At 68.8% G+C, this 20,103-nt stretch carries 20 protein-coding genes; 10 read left to right on the forward strand and 10 right to left on the reverse strand.

Annotated features, from left to right (window positions below; genetic code table 11):
- Nucleotides 1-41: 41 nt before the first annotated feature.
- The 8 genes from BM417_RS19785 (at nt 42) to BM417_RS19820 (ending at nt 8,289) form a co-directional block, all read left to right on the forward strand.
- Nucleotides 42-1,031 carry an ABC transporter permease gene (locus BM417_RS19785; RefSeq protein WP_245822010.1) on the forward strand — a complete coding sequence of 330 codons (990 nt, stop codon included), beginning with the start codon at nt 42-44 and terminating at the stop codon, nt 1,029-1,031.
- A complete protein-coding gene (locus tag BM417_RS19790) occupies nt 1,028-1,798 on the forward strand; it encodes an ATP-binding cassette domain-containing protein (RefSeq protein WP_093595830.1) in 771 nt (256 codons plus the stop codon). The genes BM417_RS19785 and BM417_RS19790 overlap by 4 nt, the downstream gene beginning before the upstream one ends.
- Nucleotides 1,795-2,727, forward strand: a complete 933-nt coding sequence (iolC, locus tag BM417_RS19795) for a 5-dehydro-2-deoxygluconokinase (RefSeq protein ID WP_093595832.1) — start codon at nt 1,795-1,797, stop codon at nt 2,725-2,727. Before BM417_RS19790 ends, iolC begins: the two co-directional genes overlap by 4 nt.
- Nucleotides 2,724-3,629 carry a Cgl0159 family (beta/alpha)8-fold protein gene (locus tag BM417_RS19800; RefSeq protein WP_093595835.1) on the forward strand — a complete coding sequence of 302 codons (906 nt, stop codon included), beginning with the start codon at nt 2,724-2,726 and terminating at the stop codon, nt 3,627-3,629. The genes iolC and BM417_RS19800 overlap by 4 nt, the downstream gene beginning before the upstream one ends.
- Nucleotides 3,626-4,513 carry a 5-deoxy-glucuronate isomerase gene (gene iolB, locus BM417_RS19805; RefSeq protein WP_093595838.1) on the forward strand — a complete coding sequence of 296 codons (888 nt, stop codon included), beginning with the start codon at nt 3,626-3,628 and terminating at the stop codon, nt 4,511-4,513. The genes BM417_RS19800 and iolB overlap by 4 nt, the downstream gene beginning before the upstream one ends.
- Complete coding sequence (gene iolD, locus BM417_RS19810) at nt 4,510-6,363, forward strand: 3D-(3,5/4)-trihydroxycyclohexane-1,2-dione acylhydrolase (decyclizing) (protein ID WP_093595841.1); 1,854 nt, start codon at nt 4,510-4,512, stop codon at nt 6,361-6,363. Before iolB ends, iolD begins: the two co-directional genes overlap by 4 nt.
- A gap of 51 nt (nt 6,364-6,414) precedes the next feature.
- A complete protein-coding gene (locus BM417_RS19815) occupies nt 6,415-7,209 on the forward strand; it encodes a pentapeptide repeat-containing protein (RefSeq protein WP_143138713.1) in 795 nt (264 codons plus the stop codon).
- Nucleotides 7,210-7,293: 84 nt separating this feature from the next.
- A complete protein-coding gene (locus BM417_RS19820) occupies nt 7,294-8,289 on the forward strand; it encodes an NADH:flavin oxidoreductase/NADH oxidase (RefSeq protein ID WP_093595847.1) in 996 nt (331 codons plus the stop codon).
- A 72-nt stretch (nt 8,290-8,361) separates the two neighbouring features.
- Here the strand turns inward: BM417_RS19820 and BM417_RS19825 are convergent, their stop codons facing one another.
- Nucleotides 8,362-8,550, reverse strand: a complete 189-nt coding sequence (locus tag BM417_RS19825; protein ID WP_030477845.1) for a DUF3073 domain-containing protein — start codon at nt 8,548-8,550, stop codon at nt 8,362-8,364.
- A gap of 173 nt (nt 8,551-8,723) precedes the next feature.
- Between BM417_RS19825 and BM417_RS19830 the strand changes: the two genes are divergently transcribed.
- On the forward strand, nt 8,724-9,584 hold the full coding sequence (locus BM417_RS19830; protein ID WP_093595850.1) for a hypothetical protein: 861 nt from the start codon (nt 8,724-8,726) through the stop codon (nt 9,582-9,584).
- Between the two features lie 34 nt (nt 9,585-9,618).
- Here the strand turns inward: BM417_RS19830 and BM417_RS19835 are convergent, their stop codons facing one another.
- The 5 genes from BM417_RS19835 to BM417_RS19855 are packed head-to-tail and all read right to left on the reverse strand — an operon-like array spanning nt 9,619 to nt 13,746.
- Nucleotides 9,619-10,782, reverse strand: coding sequence for an MFS transporter (locus BM417_RS19835; protein WP_093595853.1), 1,164 nt, complete (start codon nt 10,780-10,782; stop codon nt 9,619-9,621).
- Between the two features lie 43 nt (nt 10,783-10,825).
- Entirely contained in the window at nt 10,826-11,395 is a 570-nt protein-coding gene (locus BM417_RS19840; RefSeq protein WP_093595856.1) for an RsiG family protein, read from the reverse strand.
- A gap of 60 nt (nt 11,396-11,455) precedes the next feature.
- Nucleotides 11,456-12,280: a BKACE family enzyme gene (locus BM417_RS19845; RefSeq protein ID WP_093595859.1), complete on the reverse strand. Its 825-nt coding sequence runs from the start codon at nt 12,278-12,280 to the stop codon at nt 11,456-11,458.
- A gap of 18 nt (nt 12,281-12,298) precedes the next feature.
- Entirely contained in the window at nt 12,299-13,360 is a 1,062-nt protein-coding gene (gene ygfZ, locus BM417_RS19850) for a CAF17-like 4Fe-4S cluster assembly/insertion protein YgfZ (protein ID WP_093595862.1), read from the reverse strand.
- Nucleotides 13,357-13,746 (reverse strand): Fur family transcriptional regulator, encoded by a 390-nt coding sequence (locus BM417_RS19855; RefSeq protein ID WP_177320500.1) that lies wholly within the window; start codon nt 13,744-13,746, stop codon nt 13,357-13,359. The genes ygfZ and BM417_RS19855 overlap by 4 nt, the downstream gene beginning before the upstream one ends.
- A gap of 71 nt (nt 13,747-13,817) precedes the next feature.
- Between BM417_RS19855 and BM417_RS19860 the strand changes: the two genes are divergently transcribed.
- Nucleotides 13,818-14,660: an aminodeoxychorismate lyase gene (locus BM417_RS19860; RefSeq protein ID WP_093595868.1), complete on the forward strand. Its 843-nt coding sequence runs from the start codon at nt 13,818-13,820 to the stop codon at nt 14,658-14,660.
- A 57-nt stretch (nt 14,661-14,717) separates the two neighbouring features.
- Here BM417_RS19860 and BM417_RS19865 read toward each other — a convergent pair whose 3' ends face one another.
- From BM417_RS19865 to BM417_RS19880, 4 genes are all read right to left on the reverse strand, one after another.
- Nucleotides 14,718-17,252 carry a glycosyl hydrolase family 18 protein gene (locus tag BM417_RS19865; RefSeq protein ID WP_093595871.1) on the reverse strand — a complete coding sequence of 845 codons (2,535 nt, stop codon included), beginning with the start codon at nt 17,250-17,252 and terminating at the stop codon, nt 14,718-14,720.
- Between the two features lie 84 nt (nt 17,253-17,336).
- Nucleotides 17,337-18,170, reverse strand: coding sequence for a 5-oxoprolinase subunit C family protein (locus BM417_RS19870; RefSeq protein ID WP_177320501.1), 834 nt, complete (start codon nt 18,168-18,170; stop codon nt 17,337-17,339).
- 23 nt (nt 18,171-18,193) lie between these two features.
- The gene (pxpB, locus tag BM417_RS19875; RefSeq protein WP_093595877.1) at nt 18,194-18,781 is read right to left on the reverse strand and encodes a 5-oxoprolinase subunit PxpB; all 588 of its coding nucleotides are present in this window, start codon (nt 18,779-18,781) and stop codon (nt 18,194-18,196) included.
- Between the two features lie 264 nt (nt 18,782-19,045).
- The gene (locus BM417_RS19880; RefSeq protein WP_093595880.1) at nt 19,046-19,657 is read right to left on the reverse strand and encodes an FABP family protein; all 612 of its coding nucleotides are present in this window, start codon (nt 19,655-19,657) and stop codon (nt 19,046-19,048) included.
- Between the last annotated feature and the right edge of the window lie 446 nt (nt 19,658-20,103).

Here is a 20,103-nt window from a genome sequence, read left to right on the forward strand (position 1 = left end):
CTCCACCGGCTGCAGACGAACGGCTGAGCAAACCCAGGGCGATGGATCAGCTGATCAAACGCCCGGAGATCGGCGCCATGCTCGGCGCACTGCTCGTGTTCCTGTTCTTCTCCGTGGTCACCGAGCAGTTCCTGAGCGTGGGTGGTGCGGCCACCTGGCTGGACGACGCCTCCATGCTCGGCATCATGGCGGTCGCGGTGGCGATGCTGATGATCGGTGGCGAGTTCGACCTGTCCGCCGGCGTCATGACCGCGTCCACCGCGCTCGTCACGGCTCTCCTCGCCACCCAGCTGGGACTCAACGTCTGGCTGTCGCTACTGGTGTCGCTCGCCTTCGCACTGGTGGTGGGCGCGCTGAACGGCTGGCTCGTGATGCGCACGGGCCTGCCGAGCTTCATCGTGACGCTGGGCAGTTTCCTGGCGTTGCAGGGCCTCAACCTCGGCATCACGCGTCTGGTGACGGGCAGCGTGCAGGTGTCGGGCATGCGGGAGACGGCCGGCTACGAGTCGGCCGGGTTCCTGTTCGCCTCGACGTTCCAGATCGCCGGCGTGAGCTTCTACGTGTCGATCATCTGGTGGGTCCTGTTCACGGTCGTCGCGTCGACCGTGTTGATGCGCACCAAGTTCGGCAACTGGATCTTCGCGATCGGCGGTGCCGCGCAGAGTTCGCGCGCGGTCGGCGTGCCGGTCATGCGGTCGAAGATCCTGCTGTTCATGACGACGGCGTTCGCCGCGTGGCTCGTGGGTTCGATCAACATCCTGCGGTACGCGAGCGTGCAGGCGAACCAGGGCATCGGCCTGGAGTTCCAGTACATCATCGCGGCGGTGATCGGCGGGTGCCTGCTCACCGGTGGCTTCGGTTCCGCGGTGGGTGCGGCGATCGGCGCGCTGATCTTCGGCATGGCCCGGCAGGGCATCGTCTACGCCGGCTGGAACAGCGACTGGTTCCAGCTGTTCCTCGGCGTGATGCTGCTGGCCGCCGTGCTGGTGAACAACATGCTGCGCCGCCGAGCGGAAAGGGTCAGGCGATGACGCCACTCATCGAGACCGAGAACATCGGCAAGACCTACGGCAGCGTCATCGCGCTCAGCGATGTGTCCACTGTGGTCAACGCGGGTGAGGTCACCTGCGTGCTCGGCGACAACGGCGCCGGCAAGTCGACCCTGATCAAGATCCTGGCCGGTGTCCATCAGCACGACCAGGGCTCGTTCAAGGTCGAGGGCGAGGAGATCCGCTTCTCGTCGCCCCGCGAGGCGCTGGACCACGGCATCGCGACCGTGTACCAGGACCTCGCGGTGGTGCCGCTGATGTCGGTGTGGCGCAACTTCTTCCTGGGCTCGGAGCCGACGACGAAGTTCGGTTTCCTGGACCGCAAGAAGGGCAAGGAGATCACCAAGAAGGCGTTGTCCGACATGGGCATCGACCTTCGGGACGTCGAACAGCCGGTCGGCACGCTGTCCGGTGGTGAACGGCAGTGCGTCGCCATCGCCCGCGCGGTGCACTTCGGTGCCAAGGTGCTGATCCTGGACGAGCCGACGGCCGCGTTGGGCGTCAAGCAGGCCGGTGTGGTGCTCAAGTACGTGGCCCAGGCACGTGATCGTGGCCTCGGCGTCGTGCTGATCACCCACAACCCGCACCACGCCTACCCGGTCGCCAACCGGTTCCTGCTGCTCAAGCGCGGTCGCGCGTTGGGCAGCTACGAGAAGGACGAGATCGACATCAACGAGCTGACGCGGCAGATGGCCGGCGGTGCCGAACTCGAAGCGCTGGAGCACGAGCTGCGGGGTGTCGAGGCGTGACGTCGCTCGAAGTGCTGACCGTGGGCCGGGTCGGGGTGGATCTGTACCCGGAGCAGTCCGGGGTGCCGCTGGCCCAGGTCAGCACCTTCGCCAAGTCGCTCGGCGGGACCGCGACCAACGTCGCGGTCGCCGCCGCGCGGCTCGGCCGTCGTGCCGGTGTGCTCACCAAGGTCGGCCCGGACGGCTTCGGCACCTACGTTCGCGAGGCGCTGGAAGGGTTCGGGGTGTCGTCGAAGTACGTCGGCACCTCGCCGGACCTGCTGACACCGGTGGTGTTCTGCGAGCTCAACCCGCCCGCGGACCCGCCGCTGCTGTTCTACCGGCTGCCGATCGCGCCGGACCTGACCATCGGCGAGGACGACGTGCCGTGGTCGCTCACGCGCGAAGTCCCGCTGCTGTGGGTCACCGGCACCGGGGTTTCCGCCGAGCCTGCTCGCACGTCGCAGCGGATGATGCTGGCGAACCGGGCTCGCAGCGGGCACACCGTGCTGGACCTGGACTACCGGCCGATGTTCTGGCCGGACGTCGAGACCGCGCGCGCCGAGATCAGCTGGATGCTCGACCACGTGACCGTCGCCGTGGGCAACCGGACCGAGTGCGAGATCGCGGTCGGCACGTCCGATCCCGATCTCGCGGCTGACCGGCTGCTGGCGCGCGGAATCTCGTTGGCGCTGGTCAAGAAGGGTGCCGAGGGCGTTCTCGTGGCCACGCCAGAAGGTCGCTGGACGGTCGAGCCGAACCCGGTCGAGGTCGTCTGCGGGCTCGGCGCTGGTGACGCGTTCGGCGGCTCGGTGGTGCACGGCCTGCTGTCGGGCTGGGACCCGGTGAAGATCGCCCGCTACGCCAACGCGGCCGGCGCGATCGTCGCCTCCCGGCTGGCCTGCGCCGACGCGATGCCCGACCAGAAAGAGATCGAGGAACTGCTGTGATCACCGATGGCCAGTGGCGCGAACTGCTGTGGCGGCGGGCCGAGGATCCCGGCTCGATCAGGCGGGCCTACCAGGCGCGCAAGCGGCGCAACTCGTTGCTGAACGGCAAGTCCACGCTGTTCCTGGTCGCGGCGGACCACCCGGCGCGCGGTGCTCTCGGCGTCGGCGGCGACCCGCTGGCGATGGCCGACCGGCGCTCGTTGCTGGCCCGGTTGCTGACAGCGCTGGCGAATCCCGAGGTCGACGGTGTGCTCGGCACGCCGGACGTGATCGAGGATCTCCTTCTGCTGGACGGCCTGAACGACCGCGTGGTCATCGGTTCGATGAACCGCGGTGGCCTCGCCGGCGCGGACTGGGAGATCGACGACAGGTTCACCGCGTACGACGCGTCGTCCATCGCGACGTTCGGGCTCGACGGCGGCAAGATGCTGCTGCGCCTGGTCGACTCGGACCCCGGCACGATCCCGACGCTGGAAGGCTGCGCGCGGGCCGTCACCGAACTCGCCGAGCACGGCCTGATGGCCATGGTCGAACCGCTGCCGTACAAGCGTGATCACAACGACAAACTGGTGCTGCAGAAGGACTCCGCAGCGCTCTCTCGTGCTTCCGCCGTCGCTGCGGGACTGGGCGCGACCTCCGCCTACACCTGGTTGAAGCTGCCCGCGCCGGAGGAACCGGAGATCGTGCTGGACACCACCGCGTTGCCCGCGCTGGTGCTCGGCGGTGTGCCGTCCGCGAACCCCCAGGACGACCTCGCGTCGTGGGGCCGATCGCTGGGCCACCCGACCGTGCGCGGCCTGGTCGTCGGCCGGGCGTTGCTCTACCCGCCGGACGGCGATGTCGCCGCCGCCGTGGCCGCCGCCGCCGAAATCCTCCGTACCGCGAAGGGGATCACGGAATGACCCTGCACCGTCCACACGGGACTCTCTCGACCTCGACCGACGTCATCCACCTGACGCCGGAGGACGCGGGCTGGACGTACACCGGTCTGCGCGTGCTGCGGATCGAGGCCGGCTGGGTGCGCACGATCGAGACCGGCGAGTTCGAGGCGTTCGTGCTGCCGCTCGCCGGGTCGCTGACGGTCGAGGTCGACGACGAGCGCTACGAGCTGCAGGGCCGTGACTCGGTCTTCACCCGCGTCACGGACTTCGCGTACGTGCCGCGCGACGCCTCGGTCAAACTGTCCTCTGTGGACGGCTGCGAGATCGCACTACCGATGGCGCGCTGCGAGAACCGACTGACGCCGAAGTACGGCCCGGCCGACGGCGTTCCCGTCGAGGTGCGCGGCTCCGGCAACGCCACCCGTCAGGTCACGAACTTCGGCGTGCCGGGCGTGTGGGACCACGCGGACAAGCTCAACGCGTGCGAGCTGATCACCCCGGACGGCAACTGGTCCTCGTACCCGCCGCACAAGCACGACGAGTCCGAGCCGTGCGAGGTGAACAACGAGGAGATCTACTACTTCCGCATCGCCGACCGGGACCAGGTCACCCCGTCCCGCACCGGCTTCGGCTTCCACCGCACGTACACCGACGACGGCACGATCGACGAGGACGTGACGGTGCGGGACGGCGACGTCTTCCTGATCCCGCGCGGCTACCACGGTCCGTGCGTCGCGGCGCCCGGATATCCCATGTACTACCTGAACGTTCTGGCCGGTCCTGGCGACGAGCGTTCGATGGCGTTCTGCGACGACCCGGCGCACACCTGGATCCGGGACAGCTGGGCGACCCAGGAGCTCGATTCCCGTTGTCCCGTAACGACTGCCGAGGGGCGGGTCAAGTGAAGCTCACGACCGCGCAGGCACTGGTCCGCTGGATGCTGGCCCAGCGCACCGAACTCTTCGACGGCACGCAGGCACCGCTGTTCCCCGGCGTGTTCGCGATCTTCGGCCACGGCAACGTCCTCGGCCTGGGCAACGCCCTGGAGGAGGTCCGCGACCGCATCCCGGTGTGGCGCGGCCACAACGAGCAGGGCATGGCCCTCGCCGCCGTCGGCATCGGCAAGGCCACCCACCGCCGCCAGGTGGGCGTCGCGACGTCGTCGATCGGCCCCGGCGCCCTGAACATGGTCACCGCGGCCGGCGTTGCCCACGCCAACCGCCTGCCTCTCCTGCTGCTGCCCGGCGACACCTTCACCGGCCGCGCCCCGGATCCCGTTCTCCAGCAGGTCGAGCACTTCCACGACCCGACCGCCACGGTCAACGACGCGTTCCGCGCGGTCAGCCGCTACTTCGACCGGATCACCCGCCCCGAACAGCTGCTCTCCACGTTGCCGCAGGTGGCGCGCGTCCTGACCGACCCGGCCGACTGCGGCCCGGTCACCCTGGCGCTGCCGCAGGACGTCCAGGCCGAGTCCTACGACTTCCCCGACGCGCTGTTCGCTCCCGTCGTGCACCGCCCGCTGCGCCAACGCCCCGACCTGCTCGCGCTGGCCGAGGCGGCGTCGGCGATCCGCAAAGCCTCCCGTCCGCTGCTGGTCCTGGGCGGCGGCGTCCGCTACTCGGGCGCGGCGGGCCGGGCTCTGCGCTTCGCCGAACAGCACAACATCCCCGTCGTCGAGACCACCGCCGGCCGGACGCTGATCCCGCACGAGCACCCGCTGCACGCCGGTCCGCTGGGCATCACCGGTTCGACCTCGGCCAACGTCCTGGCGGGCGAGGCCGACCTGGTCATCGCCGTGGGCACCCGCCTGCAGGACTTCACCACCGCGTCCTGGACCGTCTTCTCCCCGGACGCCCACCTGCTCTCCCTGAACGCGGCCCGCTTCGACGCCGTGAAGCACGGCTCGTTCGCCCTGGTCGCCGACGCCGACGAGGGTCTGCGCGAACTCACCGACGTCCTGGGCTCCTGGCAGGCCCCGGCGGACTGGGCAGGCCGCGCCCAGACCGAACGCGCGAAGTGGGACGCCCACATCACCTCGCTGCGCACGCCGTCCACCGCTCTCCCGACGTACGCCCAGGTGGTCGGCGTCGTGAACGACGTCAGCGAGCCCACCGACTACGTCATGACGGCGTCCGGTGGTCTCCCCGGCGAACTGATCGGCGGCTGGCGCGCCACCGGCGAGTCCACAATGGACGTCGAGTACGGCTTCTCCTGCATGGGTTACGAACTGGCAGGGGCCTGGGGTGCCGCGATCGCCCACACCCAGGGCGTCGTCACCACGCTGCTCGGCGACGGCTCGTACCTGATGCTGAACTCCGAGCTCTTCTCGGCGGCTTTCGCGGGCCACGGTTTCGTGGCCGTCGTCTGCGACAACGACGGCTATGCCGTGATCCACCGCCTGCAGACGGGCCAGGGCGGCGCGGGCTTCAACAACTTCTACGCCGACTGCACGACCGGCCACTCCGAACCCCCGCGCACCGACTTCGCCGCGCACGCCTCGGCGATGGGCTGCGCGGTCTTCCCGGTCGACTCACTGGCCGATCTGGAAGGCGCTTACCGCAAGGCCCGTGAGGTCGCGGTCGCCGAGAAACGCCCTGCCGTCGTCGTGATCCGCACGCACCCGTCGTCGTGGACCGAGGCCGGAGCCTGGTGGGAGGTCGGCGTGCCGGAGGTCTCACACCGGTCCGAGATCGCTCAGGCCCGCGAAGAAGTGCTGGAAGGCAAGTCCAAACAGGTCCGTTATCTGAGCTGAACTCCAACAGCGGATACCGCTGGGCGCGTGCCGTCACGAGGATGACTCTCCGTGAGCAAGCGGATGTTCAGGCTCGGCGCGTTCGCCCTGGTAGCACTCGGCGTCGTCCTGGTGGTGCCGCAGACCGCTCCACGATCGGCGGCGCTGCTGCTCCTCGGCGGGGTGCTGATCGTCGCGGGTGGTGCGCTGGGCTGGTATCAGGTCAGGGACGGCCAGGTCGTCGACCGGTACCGCCGCGCCGTCGAGCACCTCGGCAGTGACCAGGCCGAGGTCAGGCTCGGCGGGCTGCACGCGCTGGAGGAGATCGCGAAGGACTCGCCGAGGGGTCGGCAGCTCGTGGACGACACCCTCGGGGACTTCCTGCGCGAGCGATCTCCCTGGACGGCCGCGGACCCGTCGTCGGCCCCTGGCAAGGGGTCGGACGTCGAGACGGCTCTGGCGATCCTCACCCGGCGGCCCGGCGCGCAGATCGACCTGTCCCACGTCGATCTGCGCGGCGCCGACCTGGGCAAGCAGGTGCTCGCGGGAGCGGTGATCCGCCGGTCGAACCTCGCCGGCGCCCGATTGATCGGAACGTGCCTGGACAGCTCCGTCCTCGACGCCACGGATCTTCGTGACGCGGATCTGCGAGGGGCCTCCCTGCGTGAGGCGTCGCTGCGGGTCGCCTGCCTCGAAGGTGCCGACCTCCGCGCCGCCGACCTGACGGACGCGGACCTGCGCGGCGCCGACATGCGAGCCGTCAACCTGGACAAGGCCGTCCTGACCGGGGCTCGCGTCAACCGCGGGACGCTGTGGCCGCCTGACTTCACGCCCGCCCGTGTCTCTGCGTCGCTGTTCAGTGACTGAGATGGCTCACATCCGGGAACAACACGCCAGGCACGCTCCCTTGAACGATTCGTAGCCCTACGAAACGTGCCAAGGGAGCTTCCCGTGAGCTTGCTGTTCTCCCCGCTGACCCTGCGCTCGGTCACCCTGCCCAACCGCATCGCGGTCAGCCCGATGTGCCAGTACTCGGTGACGAAGGAGGACGGCGTCCCGACCGAGTGGCACCTCGTCCACCTGGGCTCCCGCGCCGTCGGCGGCGCCGGGCTGGTCATCGCCGAGGCCACCGCCGTCGAGCCGCGCGGCCGGATCTCGCCGCAGGACGTCGGCATCTGGAACGACGAGCAGGTCGAGGCCTGGAAGCGGATCACCGCGTTCATCAAGGAGCACGGCTCGGTGCCCGGCATCCAGCTCGCTCACGCCGGCCGCAAGGCGATCGGTGACTGGGTGCCGGTGGCGCCCACCACCGAGCCGTTCCCCGGCGGTAACACGCCGGAGAAGCTCGACAACCACACTGGGATCGTGAAGGCCTTCGTCGATGGCGCGCTCAGGGCGATCGAGGCCGGCTTCGAGGTCCTGGAGATCCACGCCGCCCACGGCTACCTGCTGCACGAGTTCTACTCGCCGCTGACGAACGAGGGCAGCATCGAGGAACGCATCGCCCCGGCCGTCGAGGTCACGGCGGCGGTGCGTGCGGCGGTCGGCCCAGAGGTGCCGGTGATCGTGAGGATCAGCGGCTCCGACTGGGTCGACAACGGCTGGACCGCCGACGACAGCGTTGTGCTGGCAACGGCGCTCAAGGCCGCGGGTGCGGACCTGATCGACGTGTCCAGCGGCGGCAACACCGCGCAGGCGGACATCCCGATCGGGCCCGGCTACCAGGTGCCGCTCGCCGAAGCGGTGCGACGCAAGGCAGACGTGCCCACGGGTACGGTCGGCCTGATCACCGAAGCGAAGCAGGCCGAACAGATTCTGACGGACGGTTCCGCCGACCTGGTCCTGCTCGCACGCGAACTGCTCCGCGACCCGTACTGGCCGCTGCACGCGGCACAGCAGCTGGGTGTGGAGATCCACGCGCCGAAGCAGTACGCCAGGGCGTTCTGAAAGAGCCCTCAGAGTTCAAGGGCTGGGCGCCGGAGAACCGGCAACCCAACCCTTGAACTCCGAAGGCTGAATTCAGCGACGGTAGTCGTCGTAGTCGTCGTACGGGTCGTCGTGTGGCTCATCGCCACCACTACTCCCGTTCGGCGACCTTTCATCAGTCGACAGCTCGCGCTGCAACGCAGCGAAGTCGGTCTCATGAGAGCTGTATTTGAGCTCCCTGGCGACCTTCGTCTGCTTGGCCTTAGCTCGGCCGCGCCCCATGGCTCGACCCCCTCGCACAGGGACGGGGGCGGCCGGGGGAACGGCGGCCCCACTCGTCTCGACAACTGATTCCTGGTAACTACCGTACCGTGCCGATGGGGTTCCTCGCGACGCGGTAGGCGTGACACGTACCGCCAAATCTCGCGGCCCCCCTCGCGTGGAAGGATGCACACGTGCCCAGACCGTTCGTCGCCTACCTACGGGTGTACGAACCGTTATCGGTATTGGACGCACCGCTAGCTGCCAAGGTCGAAAAAGCCCTGGAAGCGGGCCCTGTCCCCCGGTCGGAGGTAGGTGACCGGGAACGGGAGCTGTGGTTGCGATCACAGTTGGGACAAAAGCTCCTCCCGGGCGAGTCCTTCGACGTGATGACGATCAGTCCGGCGGAGGTTCCGACCTCCGAAGCGGCCCGTGTCGGCCCGGGACCACTCGTCTGCCCGCTTGATCTCAGGGCAAGGTCCGCAGCCGCTCTGGTGGGCTTCCTGGCCACCGCGCCGCCGATCCTTCAGGACGCGGCCCTCGGCCTCTCGCCGGAAACGGTCCGGGCGCGCGCGTCCTCCGTGATGGCCGAACTCTCCGCGGGCGCGGTCCACGTGATCTCCACGACCTGGACGGTCCCGCTGCCGTGGTTCGCCCTCGTCGACCCCGCCCAGCGCCGCGTGGTGCTGGCCAGCGCCCAGGACGACCCGGAACGGCAGGTGTCTTGGCGCGTGGCCATGGCCGACGCCCGGCGACGGGTCGCGCGGGCGCTCAAGGTCGTGAAGGGCTCACTGGGCGAGGACGGGCCCGCCAAGATCCTCTCCGACACCGGCCGCTGGCTGGAGCACTTCCACCCGCACTCGGCCGTCGAGCTCGACTACGGCGGCCTGGTGCAGCTGCTGGAGGACAAGGACCTGCTGGAGGACACCTCCGCGGCCGACGTGAACGCGATCGTGGACGCCCTCGAAGCGGAGGACGCCGAGGAGGTCGCGTTGCGCTACGAGACGCTGCGCGAGTTCTGGGGCGAGCTGGCCCGCAGAGAACGCCACGGCTGAATCAGCACGCAGTGTTAGTTCACGAGTAACCAGTTCATGAATGGCGTACGCCACGGAGGGAGCGCTGGCCGCGCAATACGGCGACGCTTGCGAGTGCCGCCACGGCCGCCAGCAGCATCGCCGCAGGCCACGCCACGTGCACCGCGACAAAGCTCGCCACGAACGGTGTCACCGCCGCGCTCAGGTAGTTCGCCGAGTTCTGCATGGCGATCGCGGTGGCGCTGCGGCCTTCCGGAGCGAGCTCGCCGGCCTCGGTGACCGCCAGGCCGTTCCAGCACAGCGCGAACAGGCTGGTCGGCACGAGGACCGCGATCAGCAGCGGCAACGGCGCCTGGTCCAGCGCCGCGACCAGCACGAACCCGCAAGCGGTGAGCACAGAGACGATCTTCAGTGGCCCGATCCGGCTGCGCACCCGGTCCGACCACACGCCGACCGCCAGCCGTCCGGCTCCGCCGAGCAGCTGGGCGACGGCGAAGATGGCCGCGGCCGCCGTCACGCTCATGCCGCGGTGCCCGTGCAGCAGCGGGACCAGCAGGGCCGTGGCGGTGAACTGGGGCACGACCAGCAGTCCGCTGGCCAGCGACAGCCGCAGCAGCTTCGGATCTTTGAGCACCAGCCCGTGCTCCGTGCTCGCCCGGATCGCGCCAGGCGGTTCCCTGACCAGCAGAGCCACCGCCAGCGCGACGAACGCCGTTACGCCGGCGAGCACGACGAACGCCGTGGGGATGCCGGCCGAGATCGCGATTCCCGGCAGGACGGCCGCGGTGAGGGCCGCGCCGAGCGGGGTCGCCGTCTGCCGGACGCCCATGGCGAGGCCGCGGGACTCCCGGCTGAACCACGACATCACCGCCCGGCCGCTGGCCGCGTTGACGCTGGCCCCGAACAGCCCGGCGCCGAGCAGCGCGAGACCGGCGATCCAGGCGTTGCCCAGCGCCACGGAGAGCAGACACGCGGCGGCGCCCACGCCACCGATGGTCATCACGAGGCGTTCGCCGCGTCGGTCCGCGACGACTCCCCACGGCACGAGGGCGATCATCGTGCCGAGGTTGACCGCGCCGAGAAGCAGCCCGATCTGGGGCAGCGCCAGCGAGAAGTGCTGCTGGAGTTGTGGGCTGATCGCGGGCAGTCCGAGGAACACGGCCGCGTTCGTGCCCTGAGCCAACGCCCCCACAGACAGCACGACCCAGCGGTACCCCATGGGGGCACGCTAGGTCGGCTGCTCAGAAAGTGGAAAGCTCTTCTTACCTCTTGGGACGGTGATGCCCGCGCTCGGCAGCCAGCAGCTCGTCCACCGATGCACTCCCGCGCTGGTAGCGCGCAGCGATCTCGGCGTTGAGCCGGTCCACGACCACCTGAACCTCGCGCCGGCGCACCGACACGGACGCCTCTTCCGAGATGAGCGTCTCCAGCACGTCGCCGAGGCGATCGTCGGCCAACGAGCTCACGTCGGAGAGGTCCACGTCGGAGATGAGCGCCTCGACGTGCCGTTGATGCGCATCAGCACGTGACGGCTCATGGGTCTGATAGCGACCCAGACCGGTCGCGGGACCCACGGCGTTCGTGGAGAGGATGGTGGCCAGCTGCTCGACCACGGCCGAGCCACCGGAGCTGCGGCGTTCCTGCTCCGCACGCACGATGTCGATGCGCGCGTGCAACAGCCGCCGCAGGTAGGACAGATCTGTCTCTTCCTGCGCGGCCTCGTCGCGGAGTTCGCGCACCTCGACGAGCGGGCGCTGCTCGACGCCCTCCGTGTAGTCGGGGGCGAGCACCCGGTCGATTCGGCGGCGCCCGCCAGGACGCACCTCGATCACGTGTCCATCCTGCGGTAGATCCTCCTCACCCGCCAACACATCCCATGCACCAAACTTGTCTCAAATGTGCACGCCCAGCAGCTTTCGCGCCTCATCAGGTGTCAAAGCGGGTCGCTGGGCGATCTTGGAGAGACCTGCGGCACGTGCCACGAGCTGTGCGTTGTCCCGCACCGGCACCCCCCGCGAGTAGCTGATGGTGTCCTCCATACCCACTCGGAGGTGGCCACCCGCACCCAAAGCGGTGAACATCACGGGCAGGGTGGTCCGGCCGATCCCGGTGGCGGAGAACGTTGCCCCGTCCGGCAGAGCGTTGACCGCGGCGACCAGCGTCGCCGCGTCACCGGGCATGCCGCCGGGCACGCCCATCACGAAGTCGACGTGCACGTGGCCGCCCGCGGGCAGGCCGTGCTGGTCGAGCAGGCGCTTCAACGACGCGAGCTGCCCGATGTCGAAGATCTCGTACTCCGGGACGATCGAGCGCTCCTGCATGCCCTTGTGCAGGGAGACGATGAACTCCCAGCGGTTCATGAACACGTCGTCACCGAAGTTGACGGTGCCCATCGTGCAGGACGCCGAGTCCGGCATCGCCTCCAGCACGCGCAGCCGGTCCGCCTCGGGGTCGTGCACCGACCCGCCGGTGGAGAGCTGCACGACGAGGCTGGTTTCAGAGCGCAGCGCCTCGACGGTGGCCTTCAACCGGCCGAGGTCCAGCGACGGCTTCGCGTCCTCGCCACGGATGTGGACGTGGATCATCGCCGCGCCGACCTGCTCGCAGCTCTGCGCCGTCGAGACCAGCTCTTCCAGGGTCACCGGAAGCTGCGGGACGTCGGCTTTCGCGTGCTCCGCTCCTGTTGGAGCGACAGTGATCAGCGTGCCCAGGGACATAGGCGCGACTCTAGGGGGTCATCCCCGCAGGTTGCGAACGGCTTCCCGGCCCAGACCGGGCGTGTCCGCGGGCACCGAGTCGGGGTCGATTCGTGCCGGAACCTCCCGTTCGGGGGCACCGGCGATGAGCTCGGCCTCGACCGGTACAGAACGCTTGACCAGCGCCAACGCGATCGCGCCGAGTTCGTGGTGAAGGGTCACGGTGCCCACCCGGCCGACCACGCGCCCGTCCAGCGTCACCGGGTCACCGGTCTCCGGCTGGGCGTCGGCAGAACCATCCAGGTGGAGTAGGAGCATTCGCCTGGGCGGGCGTCCCACGTTGTGGACCTTCGCGACCGTCTCCTGGCCGCGGTAGCACCCCTTGCTCAGGTGCACGGCCGGGTCGATCAGGCCGACCTCGTGCGGGATCGTGCGCTCGTCGGTGTCGATGCCCTGACGGGCCCGCAGCGACTCGACCCGCAGCGCCTCGAACGCGTAGCTGCCGGCCGGGCGCGCGCCCGCGTCCGTGATGCGCTGCCACCAGTCCGCCCGCTCGGAGCGCGGGACCAGCAGGTCGACCGCGTTCTGACCGGGCCACGACGTCCTGCGCACGAAACCCTCGCCGAGCGCGTCCACGTCCGACGGCACCGGGATGCCGAGCTTCTCCAGCAGCGCGGGCGTGTCCGGGCCGACGAGCGTCAGCAGCGCGAACTCCTCGGTGGCGTCACGCGGCTCCACCTTGGACCAGAACACCATCTTCTTCAGGTACGCCAGCAGGTCGTCGACCTTCTCGACGTCGAGGAACACCGTGCCGCCGACGTTCGCGACGACCATGTGGTGCTCCAGGCGGCCCTGGGCGTCGAGGATCAGCGCCTCGGTGGCCGCGCCCTCGCCCAGGTGCTCGAAGTGCTGGCTCGTCAGCTGGTGCAGCCACGTGAGCCGGTCCTCGCCCGGGATCGCGATCACACCGCGGTTCGAGCGGTCGAAGACGACCGCGGAACGGGCGGCGGAGCGTTGCTCGGCGAACGGGTCGCCGTAGTGCCAGGCAACGCCCGCGTCGGTGGAATCGTCGGGCGGCGGGACGGCTCCGGGGAGGGTCACTCGGTCTCCTGCTCCTGCGTCAAACAGTCGCGGCAAGTGCCGGACAGCGCGAGATGGCTTGCATCAAGTTCGAACCCGTCGCGCTCCCGCAATGTTCCGACCAGGGGGTCGAGAAGCTCACACGGGATTTCCTGGATCGAGCCGCAGACGTGGCACACCAGGTGAACGTGCTGGTGGTCGTCGACCGAGTAGCTCGGCGCCCCATGGCCCAGGTGCGTGTGCCGCACGAGCCCGAGCCGGTCGAGCAGGTCGAGCGTGCGGTAGATCGTCGTGATGTTGACCGTCGGCGCCGTCTCCTGGACGCGCTGACAGATCTGCTCCGGCGTCGCGTGTTCGAGCGACCTGACCGCGTCCAGCACGAGCTGACGCTGCGGCGTCATCCTCATGCCGCGGTCGTGCAGGGTTTTGCGCAGCCCTCTTGCGGTCTCCACATCAGTGATGTTAGTAGGCTCGTTCCATGCGCGTGCTGGCACTGCTCGACGGAACCCTCGCTGACCCCGACTCGCCGCAGATCCGCGTCGAGGACCTCGGACTCATGCGCGGTGACGGTGTGTTCGAAACGATCCTCGTGGTCGACGGGAAACCCCGCGAACTCACGCCCCATCTCGACCGGCTCGACCGGTCCGCGGCCATGCTCGACATGCAGCCGCCTCCCCGTGCGGAGTTCGAGCGCGCGGTCGAGCTCGTCATCGGCAACTGGGCCGGTGGCAAGGAGTTCGCCCTCAAGCTCGTCTACACCCGCGGCGTCGAGGGCGGTGACGGCACGCCCACCGGTTTCGCGCTCGGCATGGAGATCGGCGCGAAGGTGCTCAAGCAGCGCGCCGAGGGCCTGTCCGCGGTGACCCTGGACCGCGGCATCGACGCGAACCTCGCCGACCGCGCGCCGTGGCTGCTGCTGGGCGCGAAGTCCCTGTCGTACGCGATCAACATGGCCGCCCTGCGCGAGGCCGAGCGCCGCGGTGCCGCGGAGGTCGTCTTCACCACGTCGGACGGTTCGGTGCTCGAAGGCCCGACCTCGACGCTGATCCTGGTGCGCGGCAAGACCCTGGTCACGCCGCCGTCCAAGCTCGGCATCCTGCCCGGCACCACCCAGTACGCGCTGTTCCGCGCCGCCGAGCGCGCCGGCTGGACCGTGCTCGTGGAGCCGATCCAGACCGGCGAGCTCTACGACGCCGAGGGCGTGTTCCTCGCGTCCAGCGTCCGCAAGATCACGCGGGTGAACGTGCTGGACGGCAAGCAGCTGCCCGACTCGGCGGCCCTGCTGACCGAGCTGCAGGGCCTGTACGAGTCCGAGTACTGATCCTTACCTGAGTTACCCGAGTTACCCGAGTTACCCGAGTTACCCGAGTTACCCGAGTTACCTGAGTCCGGCGTCGACCGCGGCCATCAACGGGCCGCGGTCGCCCGACATCTCCCAGAACATCGCGCCCAGCAGGTTCTTCGACTTGAGCCACGCGGTCTTCTTCTGGATCGACCAGGCGTCGTCGAAGGTCCACCACTGGTTGCCGGTGTAGCAGGACGTCGCCACGGCGACTTCGTCGTGGTAGACGGTGCAGTTCGGCACGGACGCGACGAGGTTGGCGTACCCGCGCGTGCCCGACTCCTCCGGGAACTGCCCCGGCGCCGCACCACCCGCGGTCTGCCACTCCCCGTTCTTGCCGCCGTTGGCCACGTTCTGCCAGCCGCGGCCGTAGAACGCGAGCCCGAGCGTGATCTTGCGGGACGGCACTCCGGCGTCGAGGTAGGCCTGAACCGTGCTCTCCACGCTGAACTTCGTCGTGTAGGGGTCGTCCGGGTCCGGGTAGAGGTTGCCCTGGTGGCCGGTCCGGTTCGGCTCCCACGAGTTGTCGCTGCCGGAGCCGTGGAAGTCGTAGCCCTGGACGTTGAAGATGTCCATCGACTGCGCGACCCGCCCGAGCTCCCAGCCCGCCGCGATCTTGCCGGGGTCGGCCGGAGTGAACGCCGTGAGCTGGTAGCGCTTGCCCGTGGTGGTGCTGTACGCGTCCATCTGCCGGCGGAACTCCTCGATCAACAGGGTGTTGTTGACCTTGTCCTGCGGGCCGAAGTGGTTGCCCGCGTGGCCTTCCGCACCCGGCCACTCCCAGTCGAGGTCGAAGCCGTCGAAGATGCCCGCCGCGGTGCCGGGGCCGCCGGCGCCGTTGTACACAGGCAGGTTTCCCTTGAGGTAGACGTCGATGCACGACGACACGAACTTCTTGCGCGCCGCGTCCGTCGCCGCCACGTCGGAGAAGTACTTGGAGTACGTCCAACCACCGAGCGAGATCAGGACCTTGAGGTTGGGGTAGCGGGCCTTGAGCTTCTTGAGCTGGTTGTAGTTGCCGCGCAACGGTTCCCAGCCGCTGTCCGCGACGCCGTCGACGGACTGCGCCGCGCTCATCGGCCTGCTGTAGTCCGCTTCCGCGTCGCCCGCGCCGTCACCCTGGTTCGGGTCCTGCGGGTTCGGGCTCGTGCCCTTCGTGACGCCGTGCAGACACGTCAGGTTGACCGGGTCGATGTTGCCGAACGCGTAGTTGACGTGCGTCATCTTCGCGGCGTCCATGTCCTTCACGAAGTACTGGCGCCCGTAGATGCCCCACTGCACGAAGTACCCGACACGGGCATATCCGCCGACGATGTCACCAGTGCGCTCGTTCAGCGCGTTGCTCGCCGCGGACACGTTGTCGTAGAGGTCCCGTGCTTTGACGGTGAAGGTGTAGTTGGTGGACGGCGAGAGGCCGCTGACGACCGCTGTGGTGCCGGAGACCGTCTGTTTCACGGTCGAGCCCACGTAGACGTCGTAGTTCGCGATCCCGCTGTTGTCCGTGGAGGCGTTCCACGCCAGTGTGACGCTGCCCGCGTCCTTCGCCGTCGAACGCAGGTTGCCCGGTGCGGTCGGGGGCGTGGTGTCGTTGGCGGGGTTGTTGGTGGTGACGCTCAGCGCGGCGCTGGGGGCGCTTTGCGTTCCCTTGGTGTCCTTGGCCCGCACCGTGAAGGAGTACGCGGTGTTCGGGTTCAGGCCGGTGATGATCGTGGACGTCGTGGTGGAGCTGCCGGCGAGGTTCGAGCCGTTGTAGACGTCGTAGCCGGCGATCGGCAGCGAACCCGGCGTGGAGGCGTTCCACTGCAACGTCACCGTGCGCGTGGTCTTCGTCGGTGCGGCGAGACCCGTTGGCGTGCTCGGCGGAGTGTCCGCGCTGCCGTCGCAGTTCGCGTTGTTGATCCGGCAAGTCACCGGCTCGACGTTCTGGCTGATCGAGAACGTCGGGCTGTACGGCTCGGTGCTACCCCCAGCCGCGACGGTCTTGTTGTAGTGCGCAGGGGTGATCGTGACCTGGTTGCCGTTCTGGGCGACCGTGCCGTTCTGGCCGTTGCTCGCCGTCACGCCGTTGGGCAGCGTGAAGGAGATCGACCAGTCGGAGACTGCGGCGGTGGAGTGGTTGCGGACGACGAACTTCGCCGCGCCACCGGCCACCGAGTACTCGGCGGTCAGCCCGGTCGGCGCCGGCGGCGCGGTGCCGCTGCCGTCGCACGCCATGTTGTTGATCGTGCAGGTGGTCGGGTCGGCCGCGGCGCTCAGCGTGAACGTCGGGCTGTAGGGCTCGGTGTTGCGTCCGGCGGGAAGGTTGTTGATGTAGAAGGCAGGAGTGAGCGTGACTCTCGTGCCGTTCTGGGTGATCGTCGCGTTCTGGGGGCTGCTCGCCGTGACACCGGCGGGCAGGTCGAACTTGACCGACCAGCCGTTGAGCGCGGTCGTGCTCGCGTTGGCGACCACGAACTTGCCGGTCGTACCGGTGCGGGAGAAGGTCGCGGTGATGCCCGTGGCGGCCTGTGCAGGGACCGCCAGAGCTAACGCAGCTATCAGAACTGCTAGGAGGGCAGGGATCCGGCGCATGCGGAACTCCAGTTTGGTAGAGATTCCGCGGCGGCTGGGAGTTACGGTATTTGGTCTGGACCACTTCCGTCAACGGCGTGATCCTCAGTCGATCGGGCGGAACCTGACCTTCGTGCCGGGCCGAGCCTGCCCGAGAAACCGCAGGTAATCGTTGTCCACCACACCGATGACGGGGTAGCCGCCGGTCGTCGGATGGTCGTTGAGGAAGACCACGGGCTGCCCGTCCGGCGGCACCTGAACCGCGCCGGTGATCATTCCCTCGCTGGGAATCTCCCCGTCACGACGATTCAGTGCCGTGCCCTGAAGTCGCGCGCCCACCCGGTTGCTGCGGTCCGACACCGTCCAGGACCCTTGCCGCAGCTGGGTTTCCGCCTGCTCGAACCAGTCGTCGCGCGGCCCGAGCCGGATCGGGATGACCAACGTTTGCAGCGCGCGGATCGGCGGCACGACATCTGCGCCATTGGGCAGGTTCGGCGCCCCAAGATGCAGGACGTCGTTGTCCCGCAACGGATCTGGACCGATTCCGGAGAGCAGGTCGGTGGAGCGGCTGCCGAGTTCCTCCGGTACCGCGATGCCACCGGAGATGGCGAGATAGCTGCGCAGGCCGGTCTGCGGGGTGCCGATCTCCAGAAGTTGGCCGGGGCTGAGGTGGATCGGCTGGTGGGAGTCGGCAAGCCTGCCGTCGACCTTGAGTTCAGTTGACGGCCCGGTGACGGCGATCGTGCAGCTCGTGTCGGCCTTGAGCGCGAGGCCGCCGAGCAGGAGTTCCAGCCCGGCCGCTTCCTCGGCGTTGCCGACGAGGCGGTTGGCGAGCTTGAGCGAGTCCTGGTCCAGCGCGCCGGACGGAGGTACGCCGAGGTGTGCGTTGCCCGGCCGGCCGAGGTCCTGGACCAGTGCCTGCGGGCCGGTTCTGATGATCGTGACGCTGCGGTTCGTGTGGTTCACGCGACCACGAACCTGACCTGGTCGCCCGGCTGCAACAGTGCGGGGGTCTCGGCCTTGGCGTCGAACAGCGTGATCCCGGTGCGGCCGATCAGCCGCCAGCCGCCCGGTGTCGGCCTGGGGTAGGCGGCGGTGAACTCGCCCGCGATGCCGACCGAGCCCTGCGGGACCTTCGTCCGCGGCGAGTCGAGCCTGGGCTGCTGGAGGTTCTGCGGGAGGCCGGTGAGGTAGGCGAAGCCCGGTGCGAAGCCGCAGAACGCGACCTCGTAGGTGGCCTCGGTGTGGAGTTTGATCACCTCGTCCGGGGTGATGCCGGCTGTCTCGGCGACGAGGCTCAGGTCCGGGCCGTCGTAGCTGACGGGGATGGTGATCTCGCGCGGGTGGGTCGCGGGAGCCTTGGTCAGGTCGATGGTCTTCAGCGCGTCCCTGACCTGGTTCAGTGCGCCCTTGACCAGCACCGTCCGGGCGGCCGGGACGAGCTCCTCGATGCCGTCGAGTCGTGCGAGGGCGGCGCGGACGGCCGCGACCTCGCTCAGTGAGTCGACCTCGACCAGGAGCGCGTCGGTTCCGCAGCGCCGCAGAAGCATGCGTCCATGCTACGGGGAATCGTGGGATTGTTGAACAATCCGACACGCGAATCGTTCAACAATCCTGCGATCCAGCAGGCTGGTGGTCGGATTGTTCAACGATCCGACGATGCAGCAACCCGACGATGCAGCAACCCGACGATGCAGCAACCCGACGAGTCGACAATCCGACAATCCAACGATCCGGCCGGATCGTTCAACGATCCTGCGATGCTCCTGACGGATCGTTCAACGATCCTCGCGTTGGATCGTTCAACGATCCAGTCAGCCGACGATGCGCTTGAGGTGCGCCGACGCGTGCGGCTGCATCTCCTGGCCCATCATGGCGCGCTCCTCGACGTACGCGAGGTCGCCGTTCACCACGCCGTACAGCCGCTGCGCGCCCTTGACCTCCTTGGCCGTGGCGGAGCGGATGATCGCGTCCGTCTCGAACTCCCAGGAAGTCTGCGTGCGCACCTGGCCGTAGTACAGCTCCACGATGCCCGTGTTGTGCGTCAGCAGGAGCTCGATCGTGTCGTCTTCCTTCGGGCGCCAGAAACCCTGCTCCCTGGCCGCCGGGCGGATGACCTCGCCTGCCTCGTTGAGCAGCCACGACCGCGCCTCGTAGACGAGGAACGGACGGCCGTCGTGGGCGAAGGTGATCTGCTGGCCGAAGCGGAACGGGCCGTCGATCGTCGGGTAGACGATCTCGCCCTCGCCTCGCCACACGCCCACCAGCGGGAGGACGCCCAGGAGAGCGTCGTTCAGGTCAGCGCCCTCTCTCAGGTTCGCCGTGTCCGCCGGGATCGGCATGTCGGTGAACTGGGGGAGGTTGCGCTGCTTCGTGGCCGCCGCTCGTTCCTCGGCCAGGCGGATGGCCTCGTCGCCGCTGGTCATCGCTGGTCGGAGTAGAGGCGGTAGACGACGTAGCCGGCGAACCACATTACGGCGATCGTCACTAGCACCAGGAGTCCGGTGAAGATGTGTTCCACGGTGGAGAGGATATCTCCCTGGTCGGGACGTGCAGGGTTGTGGTGGTGGAGGACACCGGGGGCCTCGCCTTCGGCCTCGAGGGTGCGCGTTCGTTGCGTAGGTCGTCCCCCTGGTTCGTTGGCGGGTGCCTGTTGCGTCGTCCGTAGGTGGTCACCTTGCGGGCGTGACCTTGCGCTGCTTCCTGGGGCTCCGCCCCAGACCCCGCCAATCTGATCCAAAACCGGGGCCTACGCCATACGCGGGTTGATGGCACGCCTGGTGCGTTGGGCGGAGGCGCGTTGCTTAGTGGGGCGCGTTGGTGGGGTGGCTTCGTCACGAGCCGTACCAAGAGCGGGCCACATCAGGGAAGG

Origin of the sequence: Lentzea waywayandensis, assembly GCF_900115955.1 — a bacterium.
Lineage (GTDB): Bacteria > Actinomycetota > Actinomycetes > Mycobacteriales > Pseudonocardiaceae > Lentzea > Lentzea waywayandensis.

Excerpts from the sequence above, each read along its gene's own strand:
- BM417_RS19785 (WP_245822010.1), top strand. The coding sequence starts at position 42 with ATGGATCAGCTGATCAAACGCCCGGAGATCGGCGCCATGCTCGGCGCA.
- BM417_RS19790 (WP_093595830.1), top strand. The coding sequence starts at position 1,028 with ATGACGCCACTCATCGAGACCGAGAACATCGGCAAGACCTACGGCAGC.
- iolB (WP_093595838.1), top strand. The coding sequence starts at position 3,626 with ATGACCCTGCACCGTCCACACGGGACTCTCTCGACCTCGACCGACGTC.
- BM417_RS19825 (WP_030477845.1), bottom strand. The coding sequence starts at position 8,550 with ATGGGGCGCGGCCGAGCTAAGGCCAAGCAGACGAAGGTCGCCAGGGAG.
- BM417_RS19835 (WP_093595853.1), bottom strand. The coding sequence starts at position 10,782 with ATGGGGTACCGCTGGGTCGTGCTGTCTGTGGGGGCGTTGGCTCAGGGC.
- BM417_RS19845 (WP_093595859.1), bottom strand. The coding sequence starts at position 12,280 with ATGTCCCTGGGCACGCTGATCACTGTCGCTCCAACAGGAGCGGAGCAC.
- BM417_RS19855 (WP_177320500.1), bottom strand. The coding sequence starts at position 13,746 with ATGAGGATGACGCCGCAGCGTCAGCTCGTGCTGGACGCGGTCAGGTCG.
- BM417_RS19860 (WP_093595868.1), top strand. The coding sequence starts at position 13,818 with ATGCGCGTGCTGGCACTGCTCGACGGAACCCTCGCTGACCCCGACTCG.
- BM417_RS19865 (WP_093595871.1), bottom strand. The coding sequence starts at position 17,252 with ATGCGCCGGATCCCTGCCCTCCTAGCAGTTCTGATAGCTGCGTTAGCT.
- pxpB (WP_093595877.1), bottom strand. The coding sequence starts at position 18,781 with ATGCTTCTGCGGCGCTGCGGAACCGACGCGCTCCTGGTCGAGGTCGAC.
- BM417_RS19880 (WP_093595880.1), bottom strand. The coding sequence starts at position 19,657 with ATGACCAGCGGCGACGAGGCCATCCGCCTGGCCGAGGAACGAGCGGCG.